Origin of the sequence: Arthrobacter sp. TB 23 (genome assembly GCF_000294595.1) — a bacterium.
Taxonomy (GTDB): Bacteria; Actinomycetota; Actinomycetes; order Actinomycetales; family Micrococcaceae; genus Arthrobacter_D.
On sequence record NZ_ALPM01000044.1, the window covers coordinates 1 to 21,093 of the forward strand.

Sequence of the window (21,093 nt, forward strand, 5' to 3'; positions counted from 1 at the left end):
TCGATCTCAGGACCCTGCGCAGCCTTGATCCTGGTGGCGAGATCGGTAATCTCAGGGCTGACGTCGTCTTTGGCAAGCATCATCTCGCTCATCTCCACCGCCTGCTGGTGGTGAGGAATCATCATCTGGGCGAACATGGCATCCGCGGGATTGTGCTCGCCGGACACCACAGCACTGGATTCGGTGGGAGTGCTCTGTTCAGCAGAGGCAGACGAGTCCGCAGCCGGGGTGCTGGTGTCACTGCTGCACCCGGCGACGCTAATAACGGCGGCAATACTTAATGCTGGCAAAGAGAGATAACGCTTCATGCTGATCTGATCCTTTTGAAATATCTGATGAATAGTCTGTAGTAGTGCCCTCGAAGGGCAGGTGCGTCGCTGAGTGAGAGCCTTAGGTGGTGAAGCGTTCGGGGCTGAGGTCGATCCTGCGCAGTAGTTGCGCGTTCAATGCGACCACGATGGTGGAAATACTCATGAGCACTGCTCCCGCCGCGGGCGAGAGCACGAAACCGGCGAAGGCCAACACGCCGGCGGCCAGGGGCACGGCGATCAGGTTGTATCCCGTCGCCCAGACCAGGTTCTGGATCATCTTCCGATAACTGGCCCGGGACAAATCGATCATCGCCAGGACTGATCGTGGATCGTTGCCTGCCAGCACCACGCCAGCGGATTCCATCGCGACGTCGGTCCCGGCACCAATGGCAATCCCGACCTCTGCCCGGGCCAGTGCGGGGGCGTCATTCACGCCGTCGCCGACCATCGCCACTTTCAGGCCACGGGACTGCAGCTCCGCGACCTTGGAGTCCTTATCCTGCGGGAGCACGTCGGCGAAGACTTCGTCGATACCGAGTTCAGTCCCGACCGCGTCCGCCACCTGGCGTGCGTCCCCGGTAATCATCGCGACCTTCACGCCCCGGTCCTGCAACGCTTTCACCGCGGCCCGGGACTCATCCCGGACCCGGTCCTCGAGTCGCACGGCACCAAGCACGGTGCCGTCACGGACCACATGCAACACAGAAGCGCCACGGCCGATCCATTCCTGGACGGTATCTCTCATGTCCGACGGGGTCTCCAACTGCAGTTCCCTGAGCATGTTCGGGCCACCAACAATGACCTCGGTCCCGTTGACAGTGGCTCGGACACCCCGGCCGGTCATCGACGAAAAGTCGCTTCCCCGATAACCGAACACCGCCGCTTCAGGCGTGTCCATAGCTGCGTTGACGATGGCGCGTGCCACCGGGTGTTCGCTGTCGGACTCTGCCGCCGCGGCCAACGCCAACATTTCCGCATCGGACATCGTTCCGGACGTGGTGGTGGCGGTGACGGCGTGCCGGCCCTCGGTGAGAGTGCCGGTCTTATCGAACAGCACTATGTCGACAGTGCGCATGCGCTCCAACGCCATCCTGTTCTTGATCAACACACCCGCCTTCGCCGCGCGCTCCGTCGAAATCGCGATCACCAGGGGAATCGCCAAACCAAGCGCATGCGGGCAAGCAATAACCAGAACCGTGACCGTGCGGATGACCGCATCATCGGGGCTACCCAGCAGGATCCACGCGATGAAAGTGAGGATGCCAGCGACCAGGGCAAAGTAAAACAACAAGGCAGCGGCCCTGTCAGCGAGGGCCTGCGCTTTCGACGACGAGGCTTGCGCCTCAGCGACCAGACGCTGAATCCCGGCCAGAGTGGTGTCGGCTCCGACGGCGGTCACCCGCACCCGGACCGCGTTATCGGTTGCCACAGTTCCCGCGACCACCACCTCCCCGACCGTGCGTTGCACGGTGCGGGATTCGCCGGTGATCATCGCCTCATCGAACTCGGCCACACCGTCAACGATCTCGCCATCGGCGGGTACCCGTGCGCCTGACCGGACCAAAACGACGTCGCCGGTGGCCAGCGAGCTCACGGAGACGGTTTCGATTCCCGTGTCGGTGACTTTATCTGCCTCATCGGGCAGCAGCGCGGCCAACGCATCCAAAGCCCCCGCTGCGGATCCGAGGGCACGCATTTCCATCCAGTGCCCCAACAACATGATCACCACCAGCAGGGCCAGCTCCCACCAGAAGTCCAGATTGAAATCTCCAATCCCCAGGGTGGTCACCCAGGATGCGATGAAGGCGACGCTGATGGCCATCGCAATCAGCAACATCATCCCCGGTTGCCGGGTCCTTAGTTCAGTGATCCCACCCTTGAGGAACGGGGCACCGCCATAGAAGAAGATGATGGTACCCAGAATCGGTGAGATCCACATCGCGCCGGGGAAATCCGGCGGCGTGTAGCCGACGATCATGGAAAACATATGGCTGAACAACACCACCGGAACACTCAAGACCAAACTCAACCAGAACTTGTTCTTAAACATTGCGGTGGAATGCCCCGCATGCTCCCCATGAGAATGCACCTCATGGTCCTCGCTCTTTTTCACCTTCGGAGCTGAATCTGCAGCTGGAGTACTGGACATGATGGTCCCCTAACAAACGCAATGGTGTCATTTAAAAGTCAACGGGTGCAGCGCCCGGCAGTCATTCCGCGGGCTACAGCCGCATCAAAAGACCTTCAAGGAGTAAGCGGCCCTCTTGGGGCTCGGACTTCCCGCTCGGTACCCTGACACTATACCCCCTAGGGGTATTGGTCAAGGCTGAGCTGCGGCATTGTGATCGCCGTTCCGCATCCGTAGCGCGACGACAAGTCCCGAGAGTGCGGTGACGAGCGCGACGACCGCCACAGCAGCCGGAATACCGTAAGCGTCCGCGATGACGCCGGAGAGAAGGGCCCCGACGGCGAAGCCGCCGTCGCGCCACAACCGGTAAACCCCCACCGAGCGGGCCCTCCACTCGGGGTGCGCGACATCGCCTATCGCAGCCAGCAATGTGGGGTAGACCATCGCGGTGCCTGCACCAAGCAGGATGACGGCGGCAAGCCAGGTTCCGAAGCCAGTTCCAGCAGCGACCATGACCAAGGCGACTGCTTGAACCAGCATCCCTGTAACAATCAAGGGCTTGCGGCCGATTCGATCTGACAAACCGCCAGTGATCAATTGCCCGGCACCCCAGACAGCTGGATAGACGGCAGCCAGAATACCGATACGTTCAAGACCCAGACCCGCTGTGGCGAAAAGGATGGGAAACAGCCCCCAGGCGAGACCATCGTTCAGGTTATTCACCATGCCGGCCTGGCTCACTGAGGACAGGGATTTGTCCCGGAAACTCGTCAGGGTGAAGACGGCACGGCTGCTCAGCCCTGCTTCGGTGCCGGCATGGACGCTGACATGCCGAGCCGCTTCGGCTTTGGCGTGGTGATGGGTTTCGCGGATGGTCAGGGCGGATAGCCCGAGCCCAAGAGCAATGAAGACGGCACCCAGCAGGAACGGTCCGGGACGTAACCCATAGGTCGATGCTATGTAGCCGGTGGCCAGGGCTGCACCCGCGACGCCGAGGTAGCCAGCCGCTTCGTTCAGGCCCATCGCCAGTCCTCGGCGTTCGGGACCCACAAGGTCCATTTTCATCATGACGGTGATTGACCAGGTTAGGCCCTGGCTGATGCCGAGGACGACGTTGGCTGCCACAATCCACCCCCAGGACGGCCCGAAGATCAGCAGGAGTGGGACCGGCAACGCGATCAGCCAGCCGGAAATGAGGACGGGTTTGCGCCCGTAGCGGTCTGCGAGAGTGCCGGCAAAATAGTTGGTTGCAGCCTTCGCGAGACCGAACGCGAGAATATAGGTCAGCGCGGAGGTGTAGAGCTCGAGGTGGAAGACCTTCTCGGCCAGCAGGGGCAGCACCGTCCGCTCCTGGCCAAGAGTGCCACCCACCAGGGCATTGACTGCGACGAGGAGCATGAACTGCGCCAAATTCTGCCGCAATCCCAGCTCTATTGCAGCGCCCTGTTTAGGTGGCGACGAGTTTCTGCCGGGTTTCACGGATATTCTCCTGTCACGGACCAATGGCCGAGGTTAAATGCTGTGGCGGCGACCGGATTGACCGTGCCGCCGCCACAGCTCAAGGACTGAGCTGGCTCTGTTTACTTGGCGGAAACAGTTTCCTGCTGCTTCCAGCTGGCCCATCCCGCGTAGCTTCCGTCGAGTTCGACGACGTCGTACCCTGCGCGACGAAGGCCGCTGGCCGCCACGGAGTTCCGCACTCCGGACTGGCAGTACGTGACAATGGTTCCTTCACCTGGCAGTTCATCCAGGTGCCACATAGCACGGCCACCGCTGAGCTGGTGCGAGCCGGGGATGTGCCCGGCAGTGTGTTCGGTGCGGTTGCGGACATCCAGCACCATGGCGGCGTCGAAATCGTCCAATTCCGCAGGCTGGATCAGCTTCGGGGTGTTCGTGGGAAGCCCGTCAATGCTGGTGACGTAGCCGCCAACCTTGTCGATGCCTACCCGGACCAGGTGATCCCACATGTCCTGCGCCATTTCTTGATCGGCGGCCAGAAGCACCAGCGGATTCTTGTCCGTTTCCGGGTTGACCACCCATGCTCCGTAGCTTGCCACTGACTTGCCGGCAGGAACGTTCAGGGAGCGGGCAACCGTGCCCTCATGCACCTCGGTATGTGACCGGGTGTCGATGAAGGTGACCTGATCGTCGGCTAGCTTTGCGGCGACGTCGGCGATGCTCAGCTCCGTCAAGGGTGCTCGCTGGCCCATGACTACTGGACCTTCACGATTCTCCCTCTTCATTCGACCGAAATAGGCGTGAGCATCGGGCTGTCCATCAAGCAGTTCGTCGATGAAGCCCTGTTCGTCATTGGCCGCGAGATACGGTCCCCACCAGGCGTACAGGCGCTCGTATCCCACAGTGGAAGACGGGATTGCCCCGAGGGCCTTACCGCAGGCACTGCCGGCACCGTGGGCAGGGTGGACCTGGACATAGTCGGGCAGGGTCAGAAACTTATCCCGCAGGCTGGTGAACAACTGCTTGGCACCCTCGAATCGGGTATCAACGCCGCCCGCTGCCTCATCCAGCAGATCGGGGCGCCCCAAATCTCCCGAGAATACAAAGTCCCCCGACAGCAGGAAGCCGGGTTCGGAGCTGAAAGCTCCGTCGGTCACCAGGAAGGACAGGTGCTCCGGGGTGTGGCCAGGGGTATGAACGGCCTTGATGGTGATGTTGCCGATGACAATTTTGTCGCCGTCGTAGAGCCGTTCGCCGTCAAATTCGTACTGCCAGTCGGGGCCACCTTCACCGGAGACGTAAATCTTTGCACCAGTGGCGGCGGCGAGTTCGCGGGTACCTGAGAGGTAGTCGGCATGGATGTGGGTTTCAGTGACGGCGATGATCTCCATGCCGTTCTTTTTGGCCAGATCCTGGTAGACGGCAATGTCGCGGCGGCCGTCGACAACTACCGCGGTGCCGTTGGCCTGGCAGCCAATCAGGTAGCTGGCCTGTGCGAGGTCTTCATCGTAAATACGCTCGATAAGCATCTGCTGATCTCCTTCGTTCGTGGTCTTGATCTATTACTACTGTAATACCCCTAGGGGTATATGGCAAGGCAACATTCTTCTATGCTTCACGCTCTGGGGCACGCCCCCATGGCGGCCACCGGCGGAATGGGTTAGGTAGTCGGAAGACCGGCCTTGGTCCAGGCAGACATTCCACCGGCCATCGTGTCGGCGGTAAACCCTGCGCCGTTCAGCGCGTCGGCAACCCGGGCGGAGCGGTTGCCGCTCCGGCACACCGCGATCACATGAACCGAGGGATTCAGTTCGGACAGTCGCGCCTGCAACTCGCCCATCGGGATATGCAACGCCCCGGGGATCATGCCCTCGGCTAACTCAAAATCTTCCCGAACATCGAGAATGATCGACTCTGAACGGCGTTGGTCGGCCTCGTTGATGGTGATTTCAGCCATGGTTTTCTCCTTCAATAGTTCATTAGGGTGTGGCAGCGGTCAGGTCTTGCCCGCCGAACGATTGGATTGCGGGTGGGCCCACAGGTCTCGCCTGGCGTGGGCTGTGATTCAGGCGGGCGACGGGGCCTTCTCGCGTCGTGGCCCGTCAGGCTTGCGAAGGGGACACGATTTGAGGAAGAACCAGCAAGCCACAACGCCGACTGCCGCGAGTGCGGCAACCCCAGCAACGAAGAACCACCGCAGGTCAGCGGGTGCCTGCTGAATGAGTACAAACGTGCCCATTGCCAGAACGAACCACCCAAACGCCTTCCGCAGCGCCACCTCGGGAATTCGCCCGGCCAGTCTGGAGCCAATTAGGGTGCCCACGACGGCCGCCGCGGTCACGGCCAGGGTGATACCCCAGTCGATCTGCACCGTCGTCAGATACCCAGCGAGTCCGGCGAAGGACTTCATGGCGATGACGACGAGCGAGGTACCGACGGCAATCGACATCGGCAAGCCACCGAGCAATGCCAACGCTGGAACGACGAGGAATCCGCCGCCTGCGCCGACTAGTCCAGTCACAAGCCCCACAACAGCCCCATCCAGCAGCACTCTGCCGATAGGAAGTTCGTGCTTGACTGGCTCACCGCTGTCCGTCGATTTTTTCTTACGTCCGCGAAGCATCGCCACGGAGGTGGCGACCATCATGAGCGCAAAGGCAATGAGCAGGATCTGCCCCGGGATTTGCCCACCCAGGAGACCGCCGGCAAATGCACCGACCATTCCGGCCGCGCCAAAGATCAAGCCGGTTCGCCACATCACCCTCCCCCCACGCGCGTGACTGATGACACTGACCGCTGACGTGACGCCGACGACGAAAAGGGAAGCGGCGATAGCCTCCTTGGCCTCAAACCCGGCGACGTAGACCAGGATTGGGACGGTGAGGATCGATCCGCCGCCACCCAGCACGCCGAGGGAGAGCCCGATCACCACAGAGAGGGCCAGAACCAGGACCAGGGTGGTGGTCATGAGGCTGTGGTCTCATCTCCGGCGTTAGCAACGGGAAGAGTCAGTATGGCACTTTCGCGTGTGGGATCAACAGCGGCCCTGTTCCACGGCATCGTCGAGATGGCTTTACCCATCGCACAGGTGTTGGTTGCGGCCGAGAAGGTGAGACCAGTGCCAATGACACCGGCCAACAAACGGATTTTCGGTGATACGAATTTACCTCCAGTGAGGCCCACCATCACCAGGGAACCTGCTGCGAGACGGACCTGGCGCTCTAGATCCCAGCGGTCCTTACCCTTGACTACATCTCCACCGGCGGCAGCAAATCCTGGAACACCGCCCGTCAGTACATAGGCGGTGTCAATACCTGAGGTTGCTAGCCGCTGGCGGGCCTGTTCGGCGCGGATCCCGGAATGACAGACCAGCACGACGCGTGAGGCCAGGCGGGCTGCAAGCTCATCGGTGTGCTCTGACAGCAACGGCAGCGGCACGTTGTAGGAGCCGCGGATATGCATGGACTCAAATTCGGCGGCGGAGCGGACGTCGATCACGACGAGGTCCTGATGCTCTGTCGCCCATTCACGCAGAGTCCCCGGATCAAGTGCTGTGATGGAAGTGGACGTGGAAACAGGAGTCATGTGTGCCTCTCAAAAGGATGTACTGGATACCCCACCGAGTATTGCAGATACCCCATGGGTATGCAAAACACCCCAGGGGGTATACGATGGATCGTACACAATCTAAGCCCTTGGAGATCTCATGCAACTTGATTCGACTGAACTAGCGCCGGTCGTCAACAGACTTAAACGTGCGCAGGGTCAGCTCGCTGCTGTTACGCGCATGCTTGAGGAGAGCAAGGACTGCAAGGACATCGTGACGCAGCTGGCCGCCGTTTCCAAGGCACTCGATAGGGCTGGCTTCGCTATTATTGCCAGCGGTCTCGAGCAGTGCATCGTTCGCGAGGACGCCACGATGGACAGGAAAGAACTCGAGAAGCTTTTCCTCTCCCTCGCCTAACCGGGATGATCTTCCCTTGGGAGAAAGCTTCAGCACATGCTTTCGCCTCAGGCGTTGCGAGTCCCGCTGCCTTCGCCTCTGGAGTCACAGGCACTCATGAGTCAGCAGCGAAGAGCGCATCCTCAGCCGCGCGGGTCAGGGAACGAATTAGCTGGATCTGATCGGCTTCACTACCGTCACCGGTGTTCTTGGTGTAGATCACCAGGGCTACAGTGGAATCGCCATGGGTCAGGAGTGCAGCATCGTGGAGATCTGAACCTATCAGTCCGTACTTATGATGCACGGTGACCACCGGACTGGCTCCTGCAGGGATTAGTTCTTCATTGTTCGTTTCCTGCATGTAGCCCAGCAACTGAGCTGTATTCTCCCGGTTCAGCAGTTCTCCCTCATGAAGCATTGTCAGCACCCGCGCCATATCCGCGGTGGTAAGCAGATTTTCCTCGGGATCATAGGCAACACCAAGGGACTCGGCATAGTCAGTCAGTTCCGGATAACCGACAGACTGCATCAGGAGCAACCAGGCATTGTTGTCACTGTTGTTGACCATGTCCTGGATCTGGAAGCCCGCGTCTTCTTTGCCCAGGTTTTCATCGAGACTGGCTTCGCCGTCTTCGACTGAATGGTAGAAGGCTGCAGCCGTAATGATCTTTGCCGTGCTGGCAGCAAAGAACGCTGACTCTTCCCCGAAAAGTCGTGCATTATCGCCGGAAGTGTCGGCTATCGCGACCCCGCACTGGCGAACAACAATACAAGTGCAGGCAGGAACGCAAACTTCTTCGTGGTGACCTCCCAGGTGGTTCGATCTTGTCGTGGCCGGTACGACGCGCCGGCATCTCAACAAACCGATATTTGGCGTCTCTGTGACCTCCGGCAACACCTTGCATTCAGTGCCTCGCCTGTTACGAGCGTCCCACAGACCACTGCAGGGACAAGAACCAGTGTGCAGGTCAACCGTAGATATGAACCCTTCCAGCGGTGTCGTCGGCCGCAATCCAGCTCAATGGAGTCCGCAGCAGGGGTGGGGCGACGGACCGAGTGCGCTCCTTATGGGAGCGACACTTCGCAACCTTGGAGGGGTGTACTCACTAGCTGCTTGCAAAGCCTGGGAAGGGGATCTCCATTCCTGACCTTTCTGTCTTCCATTGAGCAACATCGTCATACCTGTGTGCAACAGTCGGCGTATTTGGTAGTCAATCTGACTAGACTTTTAGTTATCCGGATGTCAACCTTGGTCATCCTGACCGCGCCTATTGAGGAGAACCATGGCCATCAACAAAGATCAACGTCCGATCAGGGATGCTATTGATCGCGCTGTCCTCGAAGCACTCGACGCCGACCCTCGAATGACCGTGCTGGCCATCGCGCACCGCACAGGGTTGGCCCGCGGCACGGTCCAGGCGCGCCTGGAGCGCTACGAGTCACAAGGTGCCCTGAGGGACAACAGCGTGCGCATCGTGCCAGAGGCCCTCGGCCTGTTCATATCAGCGCATGTAGCCGCAGAGCTTGACCAGCACAGGATCGATGTTGCCGTTGAAGGGCTCCGCGCCATTCCAGAAATTGTCGAATGTCTTGCACCCGCAGGAGAAACGGACCTTCTCTGCCGGGTTGTCGCTCGCGACCCGGACGACCTCTACCGAGTGTCAGAAGAGATTCGCCTCTGCCCCGGAATCCTGCGAACCAGAACCAGCATGTTTCTTCGCCAGCCCATCCCCTACCGGATGAGTCCGCTGCTTGCGACGCTGGGTGGCTAACCAACGGATCGGTACAGCGGTTCCGCTGCGCTTCATGCCTGGTGACTGTCTACGTTCCCTATTGCTGCCCTTGCTGCTGCAGGAGGTCGGCGTGGTGAAGCGCGGCAACGTTTGGGTGGGCCCGCAACCGATAGCGCAGAGCATTATCCCCATAGGTTTCAAGGATTGGGCTGTTGGTCGGGTCCACCGACAGCCCCTGGGCCTTGGCGTGAAACTGCGGGCTCATGCGCAGTGCGGGCATGGTGGCATCCAGCGCCGGATTGTAGAAGAAGGGCAGGGAAATCCTGTCGGTTCCGGTACCAGGTGAGATGACACGGTGCAGTGTCGCTTTGAGGTAGCCGTTTGTCGCCAATTCGAGCATTTCACCGATGTTGACCACGAACGTTCCAGGGACCTGAGGTACGTCGATCCACTCTCCTTGGTATTCGACCTGGAGTCCGCCCTTTCCCGGTTCCACCAGGAGCAGCGTGAGCACTCCGCCGTCGCGGTGCGACCCGACGCCTTGTTTCGGCTCGTTGCCGGACTCCCCCGGGTAACGCACGATTTTCAGCATCGGGAAGGCGCTTGAACCAAAGGCTTCATCGAAACTGTCCTCCGGTGCACCGAGAGACACGGCAAGCGCCCGTAAAAGGTCGAGGGAAATGGCACTCAGTCGCTGAGTCCACTCAGAGACGATCTTCCGCATCTCGGGCAATTCAGCCGGCCACAAATTGGGGCCTTCCAACCGCCAGTAGTCAGCGACCCCTGCCGCCGGTTCCACAGCGTTGCGCTCGACGCCAATGTCGATCTGCTCTCGCCAGTCCACCGCCCGATCAGTCAATTCGGCGCCCATCCTGGTGTAGCCACGAAACTGGGGGCTATGAACGTTCTCCAGCTCCAGTTTTTGCTCCTCCGACAAGTCGAAGAAGCGCCTGGAGGTAGCGAGCATGGCGTCAGTGAGCTCCTGCGGGATGCCATGACCTGCCAGGTACAGGAATCCGACCTCGTGCATCGCATTGCGCAGATCGTCCCGGAAGTCCGATGCCTCCTCGGGCCCTGCGTTCAGCTGAGAGTAATCCAGGACGGGCAGTGATTCGAGTGACAAGTTCTTATAGTCCTTTACAACGCGTTTCGGAAACCGAAGTCCGTATCCGCTTCAATGTTACGACTCAAGCCGAAGAGACGAACGATCCCGTTGCGAAGTATGTCGATCTGACTTTGTGGCCGTGCGCAGTCCTCGTTTCAGCCCAGGCCGCAGCTTGGGAGCTGCAGTGAAATCAGGAGGCGGTCTTCACGACGAGCACGTCACAGGGTGCGTTATGTACGACACTCCACGCAACGCTTCCCAGAACCCGTCGAAGCCCCTTCATTCCCACGTTACCTACCACCAGCAATTGGGCACCGACACGCTCGGCTTCCTCGATGAGGACATCCTGCGGCTTGCCCCGCCCCGCAGCGGGGCGCACCTTCACGGAAGGGTGTTGTTCGCGCAGTTTCACTGCAACCTGCTCGGCCAACTTGAGAGCCTGCTCAGCATCATCCAGTATCCAAGTGTCGTTGCCGATATGGACAACTTCCGTGTTACCCGTAATGTGCGCGCTGACCACCACAAGTTCTGCATCGAGGCCTTCGGCAAGAGTCGCGGCGCGCGAGGCTGCCTTGTACGCGGTCTCGCTTCCATCCACACCAACAATCACACTTCCGGTCATGACGTTTCCTCCTCGAACTTCGAACCGCAATTGCGGTATGTGGTGCCTACTTGGTTCGCTTACCTTACTCGGTCAAAGAATCCCATGCCTCTTCGCCGACGCCCGGAACAAAACGGCCGGCGCGGTGACTATTGCAAGCCCCTTTCAGCGCCGCAGTGGATCACAGCGAATTCGGTCGAGGTCACCCGAATCGGAATCCCGACAGGAGAGTCGATCCTTACTGGTGTACTGGCTCGTGGAGGCCTAGATTACGGGCATGACTAGTTCTCCCGTACCAGGCACGCATAGTGACGAACCCCATGACAACACCATCCATGGCAGGCTCAATTGGCTTCGAGCGGGTGTGCTTGGAGCCAATGATGGGATTGTCTCGGTCGCTGCCCTCGTCGTCGGAGTTGCGGGAGCGACAACGGCAACCCCCGTGATTCTTGCCGCTGGCATTGCCGGTCTTGTCGGCGGTGCGATATCCATGGCCCTCGGAGAGTATGTGTCCGTGAGTAGTCAGAAAGACAGCCAGCAGGCCCTCATCGCCAAGGAACGCCTTGAGCTTGAAACCGAGCCTGAAGCGGAACTTGCGGAGCTGGCCGGGATCTACGAATCGAAGGGGCTTAGCCGGGACACAGCCCATCAGGTGGCAGTGGAACTCACCAAACACGATGCCCTGGGGGCCCATCTCGAAGCTGAACTCGGATTGCGCGAGGACGCCGTGGCGAGCCCGCTAGCTGCTGCGGCCGCATCTGCGCTGGCCTTCACCCTTGGCGCGATCCTGCCCCTGCTGACGATTCTTCTGTTTCCAGAGGAAACTCGTGTCCTCGCGACCTTCGTCGCAGTCCTGATTGCCCTCGCCGTAACCGGCTACGGAAGCGCACGGATTGGCGGCAACCCGGCGACGCGCCCAACCGTAAGGATCGTTCTTGGCGGCGCGCTGGCATTGGCAGCCACCTTCCTTATCGGGTCACTCCTGGGCACCACGGGAGTGGTCTGACGCTCCACTGATGCCTGGGAATCGCTCTCTCTTCATTGAGGTTGCCAACCAGGGAGGCGCCGTCAGTGTAAATGTTTGTACATTTAGTTTTTCCGAGTAGGTTTAATCCAGTGCCCCACTGAAGGTGGGGCTTATCGAGGCCTTTTACCGAACCCAGCCAAAGGCCTTGGTCCTTTAGATAGGAAGGCTGGGGCGGGGAAACCACAGGTGGGTTCTTTAGGAACCCTTGGGGTGAAGCCGGGCGGGGCGTTTGTCCTCGTGCGGCCGGGTGTCTCCCATCCGAATCCGACAGCTCACCTCGTAGGTATAGGGAGAGATTATCCATGTCATCAAATGCTGTGCGCGCCCGACATCGCGCCGATACGAAAAGCCGTTCGATTCTTCTCCTCAGCAGGCAAGCCGTCCTGCCTCAGGGGGGACCCAAGATCGCCGCGCTTGTGGTTGCTTCAGGAATGCTTGCGGCGGGAGCAAGCCCCGCCCACGCTTCGGCGATCGCCCACCCGGCGCAGGATCACACCGTTTCATCGTTCTCATCGGCTGCTTCACCAGTCGAAGTGGAGGCGAGCCCCACCGATCAAGGCACTGCGTACACCGTGAAGTCAGGTGATTCGCTGGGCGCTATCAGCGTTCAGACAGGTGTGGCGTTGCACAAGCTGCTGAGCCTAAACCAGCTCACCGTCGCGTCAATCATCTACCCGGGAAACACCATCGTGCTGTCCGAGGAGTCGAATGCCGTGACTGCTGCACCGGTTGACTCTGGCTCCGCAGCCTCGTCATCAGCGGTTTCGAACTTTAGCGTGAGTACACAAAGTGCATCGATCAGTCCCCTGAGTAACCGGGTGAGCAGCGAGTCAGGAAATATCTGGGATTCCTCGGACGCTCCCCAGAGCGGTACTGCCAACAGCCGTATTCTTGCCTTCGCCAACACGCAGTTGGGCGCTATTCAGGACTGCACCGTCCTGGGCGAAGGGGCATTGCGAGCCGCCGGGGCGATGGGGGTGGGAGACGAGTCCCCTGAGTCCTTGATGGCCTTCGCTACTCCGGTATCAGATCCCCAGCCCGGCGACTTCGTCTACTACGCCGACGGCGGGATGGGCTTTTCACACAACGCCGTCTACCTCGGCGACGGACGAGCCATCCACAGCGGCTGGAACGGTAACCAGACCGTTGAGGAATCCGTCAATGTGGGTTCCGGTCCTGTCTATTACCGGGTCAACATCTAGTTATCCAACGCCGCTGGCGGGTCTCAGACCTCGCTGACAGCGGTGTTTCTCGGACGCGCCCGGACACCAGATCCGACAAACAGGGATCTGGTGTCCGGGTGAATCCCCCTTTTCCTCCCCTTGTGCCTCCCCAGGGGCGCACGACGCCAGGAGTAATGAATGCCACAAGAATCTGATCAACGAACCGCGGGTGTTCGATCGGCCACCCTCATCGCTGCCCTGCTTGTCGCCGCGCTCATCCTGATTATTGGTTTGATCGCTTCCCAGCGAGCCTCCTCCCCCGTTTCAGATGGATCAGGAACAGACGTCGCAGAGGAATCCGGCGGCCGGGAGGAAGAAAAGTTCGATTTATCCCGGCGCATCGCCGACGACCCGTTAGCAATGGGTGAGGTCGACGCCCCCGTTGTTCTGGTCGAATACGCCGATTACAGATGCCCGTTCTGCGGGGTTTTCTCGCGCGAGACATTGCCGGCGTTGGTTGAGCAGTATGTTGCTAGCGGAGAACTAAGGATTGAGTGGCGAGATTTACCTGTTTTCGGAACTGAGTCTCTTGATGCTGCAGTTGCCGGCCGGGCAGCAGGGGAACAGGATAGGTTCTGGGAGTTCAATAAGGCCGTCTTCGCTGCGGCCCCCGACCGCGGACACATCAGCCTCCCGCGCGAGGAGCTGATCCGCATCGCAGAAGAAGTTGGGGTAGCCGACATCACGGCGTTCACAGCGGATCTGGACTCGGAGGAGCTCAATCAGGCTGTTCAAACCGACGCTGAGGAAGCCGCAGCCCTGGGAGCTACCGGAACACCCTTGTTTCTGGTGAACGACATCCCCATCTCGGGCGCCCAACCAGTAGAAGTATTTGAACAAGCCATTGAGACTGTGCTGGCAGAAACCAGTCCCCAGTAATGCTAATCGGATACAGCGGGGCGTTCCTCGGTGGTCTCCTCACCCTCCTCAGTCCGTGCTCAGCATTGTTGCTGCCAGCATTCTTCGCGTATGCCTTCAGCACAAAACGGCAACTGGTCGGCCGGACCATGCTCTTCTACGCAGGATTGTTGTGCATCCTCGTACCCCTGGGGGTCTTCGCTGGCACCCTGGGGTCCCTCGTCACCACTGACCGACACATTCTCATCGGGCTCGCAGCCACCCTCATGATCGTTTTGGGTCTCATTCAGATCCTCGGTGTCCGCCTACCGGCATTCATCCGCACCCGGTCCGCGACTGTCGGTTCCGGCGGTTCCGTCTTCGTCCTCGGATTGGCGTACGGGGTCGCAGGAGCCTGCACCGGACCCATCCTTGGGTCAATTCTTACCGTCGCCGCAGCTGGCAGCAACGCCGTCTACGGCGGAATTCTGCTCGCCATCTATGCACTGGGAATGGCAGTCCCGCTGTTCTTCCTCGCTGCGCTGTGGGACCGCCTCGGTGTTTCCGGACGTCGGTGGCTTCGTCCCCGCCCTGTAACCATCGGACGGTGGTCCAACACCTGGATTATGGTGATCTCTGGCTCCCTTTCGATCGGCATCGGAATCTTCCTCATCGCCACAGACGGAACAGCGAGTCTGGGTGGGATCCTTTCCGTTACTGACCAGTTTGCCCTCGAGAACGCGGTACGTACCTTCGCGGACTCAATCCCCGACGTAGCTGTCATGCTGTTAATTCTCATGCTCCTCACCGCAACCGGCGCCATCTACTTACGCCGGCGCAGCCACAGGTCATCAGCACCCCCGAATGACCCCGCATCACCAGAAGCGTCTTCGGATCAAGTGTCAAAGGAAGCTCCATGACTCCCCGTACCGAGAACCCCACGACTCAGCGACCCACTCTGCTCAACGCTCTTCTTCAGTGGCCCTTACGCCGGTGGATCGCCGTGTTATTCGGTGCGGTGGCGACCTTCCTGCTCGTAGCCATTCCGACCGATCTCATCGACACGCCATTATTTAGCCGTGAAGTTCCCCCCACCTGGTGGTCGGTGCCAGCACTGATCATCTCGTCGGCGCTAAGCGGCCTGGTCCTCGGTACCTATATCGCCCAGGATCGGATTGAGGAATCTCCGCGGTCCCGTTCGGGCATCGCGGGGGCGATCGTCACCTTTTTTGCCGTCGGCTGCCCCGTGTGCAACAAGATCGTCTTGCTCGCTCTGGGAACCTCGGGAGCGATGCAGTACTTCGAGCCCATTCAACCCGTCCTCGCGGTTCTCGCTATCGGCCTACTCTCCTGGGCCTTCTACCGGCGCGCCACGTACGAGGATCGTTGCCCAGTCCCAGCGAAGTCGGTGTAACGGCCGTTTGTTCAGGACGTCGGCGGATCCGCTTTACACCCGAAGGTGGTCGCAATCTCCACCCGGTCACCCACAACATAGGTCCGTCGGAACTCGACGTATTGCGCCCGATGACACCCAGTTCGCTCGATCAGTAGAAGTGGCGAACCGTCGGCACATTGCAGAAGCCTCGAGTGCTCCGGAGCGGCCAGGACAGCCGAGAGTTGCTCAGTTCCGCCGTTGAGGACCATTCCGCAATGCTTTTCGAGCTCCCCATACAAGGAGTTTCTGGTGAAATCTGAATCCACTAAACCTCCCGCAATGTCTGCAGGCATCCACACTTCGTCCAGCGCAATTGGCTCCTCGTCGGCAAAGCGCACCCGAGTGAGATGGAAGAATTCGGCGTCCTGCTCCAAGGAGAGCAGGGTCGCCGTGGCAGGACTCTGTGTGATTTCCTGTTGAAGCACAACGCTTCGGTGTTCCATCCCAGAGTCTCGCACGGACGCCAGCAGGCTGTATAACGGGCCGAAGGCTGTATTTCCTCCCGCCTGGACCCGCGACATTCGCCCGGGATGCGCGTTAACGTGCCCCGCATCCCGCAAGGGCCTCAACGCTGCCCTGATCGTTCCGCGGCTGACCCCGTATCGTTGCGCCAACTCAAGCTCGCCCGGGAACCGGGCATCGAAAGTGCCACGTTGGAGCTCGCTCAACAAATCGGCGCTCACCCGTTTCCACAACGGACCTGCCGCTCTAGTTCCATCAGTTGTCGTCATGCCGGTAATCCCTCCCGAAACCCTTCATTCAATCCGCACACCCGCATCCCCATTCATCCCATCTATTAGCTGAACCAAGGCTACGCCCCAGCAACTGGCCGAATGGCGCAGCTTGAACGGCCTGGGAATGGAACCGTGAGGGATTGTCTCGCTGGGTCCCCTTGCCACACTCCTGGCGCTGTGCGAGAGGTAACGCCGACCTTCAGCATCGCCCGACTCACGTGGTTCTCAACGGTGCGCTCGGAGATAAACAAACGCTCGGCGATCTCGGCGTTTGTCATGCCAGTGGCCACAATCTTGACCATCTCGAACTCTCAAGGTGTTAGTGGGCCCGTCGTAGAGTCTGACTTGAGGTCCTCGAGTTCCGCCAGCAGGGGATGCAATCCGAGCTGATCAGCGATTGCCCGGGTGCCTGCAGCACACTCGGCCCGGGACCGGGTGCCTGGACTTTCTAGTTTCGCCAACTCCAGGTGTTTCAGGTTCTGGTTTTCCGTTCCGTGGCTGATTAAACCGGAGTTTTGTTGGCCGGGTTATTCATCGTATCTGTTGGGGTTGTCATGTTCCTCTATGGGCTGGATAGGAGCATCTTTCCAGTGGGCAAGAATTCGGCCAATCAGTTTCTCCGACCCGGCGCGCCGGGCCTGTTGTTGCCGTTTGATTTCGCTATAGGTTTTTGCCTCTGTCGCGGAGCGGAGCGGATATTGTTGCGGGCCGCCTCGCCGTGGGGCGGGGTTCCAGTCATGCCGGTGGCGTGTCGTGGCGGTGCGCCCAGCGCCGGACGCCCTTCTCGGCCTCCACGATGATCAGCACCGTTGAGCCGATGCCGATGCAAAGGAGCCATTCCCACGGACGCAGGGGCGTGAGCCCGAGTAAGTCCGCGGAGACCGGCCAGGTTTGCACGGCCCAGTGCAGTGTCTGGGCCGCCAGGGAGGTGAAGAGCAGAGGTTTGTTGGCTAGCAGCCGGAGCTGGAATAAGGACTTGTTTTCTGCCCGCGAACTGTGGACCTGAAAGAAGGTAAGCACCACGAACATCGTCAGCGCGAAGGTCCGGGCATGGGTTTCCGTGTACCCGTTGTGGAGAGCCACAATGAAAGTCAGGGTCACGGCCAGCGCCATCCAGCAGCCGGTGATCCCAGCCCGGAACCACAGGGTGCGCGAAAGGATGCCCTCGGACGGCGCGCGGGGCGGGCGGGTGAGCTCATCACCTTCAGCCGGTTCGAAGGTCAGGGCGATGTCCTGGGCGCCATTGGTCACCACGTTCATCCACAGCATCTGGACCGGCAGGAACAGCAGGGGCACCTCGGCGAAAACGCTCAAGGTCACGGCAACCAGGGCGGCCGTACCAGTGGAGAGCAGGAAGAAAGTGGTCTTCCGGACCGCGGAGAACGTGACCCGCCCCTCTTCTACGGCGTGCACGATGGTGACAAAGTTGTCGTCGGTCAGTACGACATCGGAGGATTCGCGGGCGACGTCGGTTCCGGACTTACCCATCGCGACGCCGATCGCAGCCGCCTTGAGGGCCGGGGCGTCGTTGACGCCGTCGCCGGTGACAGCGACGACTTTGCCGTTGGCCTGCAGCGCGCGCACGATCCGTAGCTTCTCCACCGGGGACACCCGTGCCGCAACGGACGTCTGTAGTATCCGGGCGCCGAGCATCTGATCATCCAGGTCCGCCATTTCCGCGCCAGTGAGTGCGGGTTTGTCCGTCGAGAGGCCCAGCCGGCCGGCGATGGCCGTCGCTGTCACGGGATGGTCCCCGGTGATCATCATGACTTTGATCCCGGCCCGTCTGCATTTCACAATGGCGTCGGCTACTCCGGCCCGCGGAGGATCAGTCATTCCTTCCATCCCCAGAAACGTCAGACCGGAGGGCGGCGGCAGAGGTGAAGGCAGTTCCTCTCTATCGGCGAGAATTCTGGACCCAGTGGCAATGACACGCAGCCCGTCCCTGCCCATCGCCTCGTTGGCCGCGTGGATCTGCGCCTCGTCCAGAGGAACGGTTCCGCCGGGGACCGCCAGAACAACTGCCCCAGCCAGTACTGCCTCCGGAGATCCCTTCACGTACAGTGTCCGGCGCCCGGCGGCATCCTGCTGAACGGTCTGCGAATAGCGCAGGTGAGGTTCATAGGGTTGATGGGCAGCCGGTTCGGCTGTGCGCTCCGCTTCACTGATCGCGGCGCGGACGACGGCGGTCAGGGCCATTGCCGCGTCGACCGCGTCGCCTGAATATTCAAGGTCATCGTCTTCGGCGGAGAGTGTCGCCTCATTGGTCAGTGCACCGGCGCGCAGGACGGCACGCACCAGGGGCGAGTCCGTTGATCCGCCGTCGTCGTCCCCAGCGGAAACATCCACGGTCCCGTCACTCGTCCAGATCCTCTCCACGGTCAGCCGGTTCTCGGTGAGCGTCCCCGTCTTGTCCGAACCAATGACATTGGTGGACCCTAACGTCTCAACGGCAGGTAGAGTGCGCACAATCGCATTCCGCCGGGCCATCCGTGACACCCCCAGGCTCAGCGCCACCGTCAGGACGATCGGCAGCGACTCGGGAATGCTGGCAACCGCCAGTCCGACAGCGGTGCGGAACATCGTAGAGACGTCGTTGCCTAGCACCAGCCCGGCGATGAAGATGAAGACAATTGCGGCCAGGACGATCAGGCCGATCCGCCGCTCCAGGCTGTGGGTGAGCAGCTGTAGCGGTGATTTCCCGGTTGGGCCCTGGACGAGGGCGTTGATCTCTCCCAGGGCAGTGCTGGCCCCGGTCGCAATCACGACGCCTTTGCCTCTGCCATTCCCAACAAATGTGCCACTAAATGCCACGTTCGTTTTGTCGGCGTCGCTGATGTCTGCTGGCAAGGCAGCGGTATGCTTGGACGCGGCGAAGGACTCCCCCGTCAGCATCGACTCATCCACCTGCAGTCCGTTGGCTTCGAAAAGCCGCAGGTCAGCGGATACCCGTTCGCCGCTCTCCAGCAGCACCACGTCCCCGCGGACGACGTCTCGCCCCGGGATTACCTGTTCTGTGCCGTCCCGCAGTACCCGGCACGTCGGGCTGGCCAACGATTGGAGTGCACGCACGGCCTCCTCCGCCTTGCGTTCCTGAAAAAAGCCCAGGGCCGCATTGATACACAGGATGAGGAAGATCGCGCCTGCGTCCACCCAGTGCTGCTGAACCAGGGTCACCACAGCCGCCACCAGCAGAATACCAATCAGCGGGCTGATGAACTGGCGAAAAAGTACCCGCCACCAGGGGCTCACCTTCGCGAAGCTCAGCTCGTTCGGGCCCAGTTCAGCCAGTCGGCGGGTAGCCTCGGAACCGCTGAGCCCTTGCGGGCACGATGACAAAACCGAAAAGACCTCGGGAGGATTCAACGCGTGCCATGAGGGCGGCGTGACTGAGCTCGGCGCGGAGGCCGCGGGCTGGGCTGCCATGGGCTCAGTCTTCTCGGACACTGGCTATCCGACAAGGGACCTTCGGACCGAGTACCGCAGCTGTCTGCAACAGGACAGCGGGAGCGCCTGTGCGCCGTAGAGGCCTTCCAGAAGGGGTCCTTAGGCTCTACCTGCCGAATTCAGCCAGGGCATGATCAAAGGAGGAGACCCTCAACCAGTCAAGGACTGATCGTGAACGCGACTTTGATCCCACCCCATTCGAAAAGAGCTATGATTCCTCGCCCAGAGTGTTCTGGCCTAACTCACAGTGGGGGGCCAGCGTGAGTACCCACGAGGCGCCGCAGCATCCGATTCTCGTCGGCTACGACGGATCTGACACATCAGAACGTGCAGTTTTGTGGGCTGCGCACCACGCCGCTGCGACCGGGCTGCCCCTCGTTGTCGTGCACTGCTGGATGGGAATGTCTCATTCAGGCGGACCTGGCTCGATCATCGACGCCTCCGACAGTGCCCGGCGGGCAGCAGAAAGAACTGCTGCCAAAGGGTTGGAACTCGCGAAACAGGCCGAGCCAGACGTCAACACAAGCGCTCGTCTGATTGTTGGACACCCCTCCGAGGTCCTCACGAAAGCTTCCACGGACGCTTCTCTGCTTGTCACCGGGTCCAGAGGACTGGGCGGTTTCAAAGGCCTGCTCATCGGATCAGTCAGTCTCCACCTGGCATCCTGTGCCTCCTGCCCCGTTGCCGTCGTACGAAAAGAACGACTGGCAAAAAGGGGCATCCTCGTCGCCATTGACGGCTCGCCCCAAAGCGACAAAGCCCTTCTGTTCGCCGCGGATATGGCGAAAGCGCGCCACACCTCCCTACGTCTACTGCATATTCGTCCCTACAGCCGATACGCCATCACGCGACCACCGGTTTCAGAATCAAAGAACGACCCAGTCGTCCAGCAGGCCCTCGATCTACTGGACGATGACGTCGATGTCACCATCGTCGAAGACTCGTTGGACGGACCCACTGTGCCGAGGAATATCGTTCTGCATGCACAAAAGGCCTCCTGCGTTGTTGTCGGCGCCAAAGGACGCAACACCCTCACCGTTCGCCTCGGGTCCACCGTGCACGCGGTCTTGCATTATGCCCAGGGGACAACCATCATCGTCCGCTGATGAAG

22 protein-coding genes and 1 riboswitch are annotated in these 21,093 nt (G+C 60.5%); of the genes, 9 read left to right on the forward strand and 13 right to left on the reverse strand.

Translation table 11 applies throughout. From position 1 onward, the window contains the following. The 7 genes from B384_RS0105930 to B384_RS0105960 all read right to left on the reverse strand — a co-directional run. Window positions 1-308, reverse strand: a 308-nt coding sequence (locus B384_RS0105930) for a DUF305 domain-containing protein (protein WP_019482219.1), incomplete at its 3' end; no start/stop codon positions are given. Between the two features lie 82 nt (window positions 309-390). Further along, a complete protein-coding gene (locus B384_RS17900; protein WP_019482220.1) occupies window positions 391-2,361 on the reverse strand; it encodes a heavy metal translocating P-type ATPase in 1,971 nt (656 codons plus the stop codon). Between the two features lie 270 nt (window positions 2,362-2,631). Further along, entirely contained in the window at window positions 2,632-3,837 is a 1,206-nt protein-coding gene (locus B384_RS0105940; RefSeq protein ID WP_019482221.1) for an MFS transporter, read from the reverse strand. 182 nt (window positions 3,838-4,019) lie between these two features. Then, on the reverse strand, window positions 4,020-5,426 hold the full coding sequence (locus tag B384_RS0105945; RefSeq protein WP_019482222.1) for an MBL fold metallo-hydrolase: 1,407 nt from the start codon (window positions 5,424-5,426) through the stop codon (window positions 4,020-4,022). Between the two features lie 131 nt (window positions 5,427-5,557). Further along, window positions 5,558-5,854 carry a rhodanese-like domain-containing protein gene (locus tag B384_RS0105950; RefSeq protein ID WP_019482223.1) on the reverse strand — a complete coding sequence of 99 codons (297 nt, stop codon included), beginning with the start codon at window positions 5,852-5,854 and terminating at the stop codon, window positions 5,558-5,560. A gap of 108 nt (window positions 5,855-5,962) precedes the next feature. After that, window positions 5,963-6,865: a sulfite exporter TauE/SafE family protein gene (locus B384_RS0105955; protein WP_019482224.1), complete on the reverse strand. Its 903-nt coding sequence runs from the start codon at window positions 6,863-6,865 to the stop codon at window positions 5,963-5,965. Continuing rightward, window positions 6,862-7,482 (reverse strand): rhodanese-like domain-containing protein, encoded by a 621-nt coding sequence (locus B384_RS0105960; protein ID WP_019482225.1) that lies wholly within the window; start codon window positions 7,480-7,482, stop codon window positions 6,862-6,864. The genes B384_RS0105955 and B384_RS0105960 overlap by 4 nt, the downstream gene beginning before the upstream one ends. A gap of 121 nt (window positions 7,483-7,603) precedes the next feature. Between B384_RS0105960 and B384_RS0105965 the strand changes: the two genes are divergently transcribed. Further along, window positions 7,604-7,861 (forward strand): metal-sensitive transcriptional regulator, encoded by a 258-nt coding sequence (locus tag B384_RS0105965; RefSeq protein WP_019482226.1) that lies wholly within the window; start codon window positions 7,604-7,606, stop codon window positions 7,859-7,861. A 94-nt stretch (window positions 7,862-7,955) separates the two neighbouring features. Here the strand turns inward: B384_RS0105965 and B384_RS17905 are convergent, their stop codons facing one another. Further along, on the reverse strand, window positions 7,956-8,738 hold the full coding sequence (locus B384_RS17905) for a serine hydrolase (protein ID WP_019482227.1): 783 nt from the start codon (window positions 8,736-8,738) through the stop codon (window positions 7,956-7,958). A 385-nt stretch (window positions 8,739-9,123) separates the two neighbouring features. On the opposite strand from B384_RS17905, the gene B384_RS0105975 reads away from it, so the two are divergent. Next, window positions 9,124-9,612 carry an Lrp/AsnC family transcriptional regulator gene (locus B384_RS0105975; RefSeq protein ID WP_019482228.1) on the forward strand — a complete coding sequence of 163 codons (489 nt, stop codon included), beginning with the start codon at window positions 9,124-9,126 and terminating at the stop codon, window positions 9,610-9,612. A 58-nt stretch (window positions 9,613-9,670) separates the two neighbouring features. On the opposite strand, the gene B384_RS0105980 is transcribed toward B384_RS0105975, so the two are convergent. Continuing rightward, complete coding sequence (locus B384_RS0105980; RefSeq protein WP_019482229.1) at window positions 9,671-10,696, reverse strand: isopenicillin N synthase family dioxygenase; 1,026 nt, start codon at window positions 10,694-10,696, stop codon at window positions 9,671-9,673. 172 nt (window positions 10,697-10,868) lie between these two features. Then, complete coding sequence (locus B384_RS0105985) at window positions 10,869-11,300, reverse strand: universal stress protein (protein ID WP_019482230.1); 432 nt, start codon at window positions 11,298-11,300, stop codon at window positions 10,869-10,871. A gap of 256 nt (window positions 11,301-11,556) precedes the next feature. On the opposite strand from B384_RS0105985, the gene B384_RS0105990 reads away from it, so the two are divergent. The 5 genes from B384_RS0105990 to B384_RS0106010 all read left to right on the forward strand — a co-directional run bounded on the left by B384_RS0105990 (window position 11,557) and on the right by B384_RS0106010 (window position 15,780). After that, entirely contained in the window at window positions 11,557-12,285 is a 729-nt protein-coding gene (locus B384_RS0105990; protein WP_024475551.1) for a VIT1/CCC1 transporter family protein, read from the forward strand. A gap of 142 nt (window positions 12,286-12,427) precedes the next feature. Further along, window positions 12,428-12,606, forward strand: a riboswitch (cyclic di-AMP (ydaO/yuaA leader). Window positions 12,607-12,608: 2 nt separating this feature from the next. Beyond that, window positions 12,609-13,508 (forward strand): LysM peptidoglycan-binding domain-containing protein, encoded by a 900-nt coding sequence (locus tag B384_RS19605; RefSeq protein ID WP_083850845.1) that lies wholly within the window; start codon window positions 12,609-12,611, stop codon window positions 13,506-13,508. A 159-nt stretch (window positions 13,509-13,667) separates the two neighbouring features. Then, entirely contained in the window at window positions 13,668-14,408 is a 741-nt protein-coding gene (locus B384_RS0106000; protein WP_019482233.1) for a DsbA family protein, read from the forward strand. After that, window positions 14,408-15,286, forward strand: a complete 879-nt coding sequence (locus tag B384_RS0106005) for a cytochrome c biogenesis CcdA family protein (RefSeq protein ID WP_019482234.1) — start codon at window positions 14,408-14,410, stop codon at window positions 15,284-15,286. The genes B384_RS0106000 and B384_RS0106005 overlap by 1 nt, the downstream gene beginning before the upstream one ends. After that, a complete protein-coding gene (locus tag B384_RS0106010) occupies window positions 15,283-15,780 on the forward strand; it encodes a hypothetical protein (protein WP_019482235.1) in 498 nt (165 codons plus the stop codon). Before B384_RS0106005 ends, B384_RS0106010 begins: the two co-directional genes overlap by 4 nt. A gap of 11 nt (window positions 15,781-15,791) precedes the next feature. Here B384_RS0106010 and B384_RS21265 read toward each other — a convergent pair whose 3' ends face one another. Further along, window positions 15,792-16,532, reverse strand: coding sequence for a GntR family transcriptional regulator (locus B384_RS21265; RefSeq protein WP_035766548.1), 741 nt, complete (start codon window positions 16,530-16,532; stop codon window positions 15,792-15,794). A gap of 80 nt (window positions 16,533-16,612) precedes the next feature. Next, window positions 16,613-16,837, reverse strand: a complete 225-nt coding sequence (locus tag B384_RS21480; RefSeq protein ID WP_083850846.1) for a helix-turn-helix domain-containing protein — start codon at window positions 16,835-16,837, stop codon at window positions 16,613-16,615. A gap of 216 nt (window positions 16,838-17,053) precedes the next feature. Between B384_RS21480 and B384_RS20000 the strand changes: the two genes are divergently transcribed. After that, window positions 17,054-17,335: a DUF1538 family protein gene (locus B384_RS20000; RefSeq protein ID WP_272942566.1), complete on the forward strand. Its 282-nt coding sequence runs from the start codon at window positions 17,054-17,056 to the stop codon at window positions 17,333-17,335. Here B384_RS20000 and B384_RS0106020 read toward each other — a convergent pair. Continuing rightward, window positions 17,271-19,961 (reverse strand): cation-translocating P-type ATPase, encoded by a 2,691-nt coding sequence (locus B384_RS0106020; protein WP_019482237.1) that lies wholly within the window; start codon window positions 19,959-19,961, stop codon window positions 17,271-17,273. The two genes, B384_RS20000 and B384_RS0106020, sit on opposite strands and share 65 nt — an antisense overlap. 281 nt (window positions 19,962-20,242) lie before the next feature. Here B384_RS0106020 and B384_RS0106025 point away from each other — a divergent pair, with 281 nt between their 5' ends. Continuing rightward, window positions 20,243-21,088: a universal stress protein gene (locus B384_RS0106025; RefSeq protein WP_019482238.1), complete on the forward strand. Its 846-nt coding sequence runs from the start codon at window positions 20,243-20,245 to the stop codon at window positions 21,086-21,088. Window positions 21,089-21,093 lie beyond the last annotated feature (5 nt).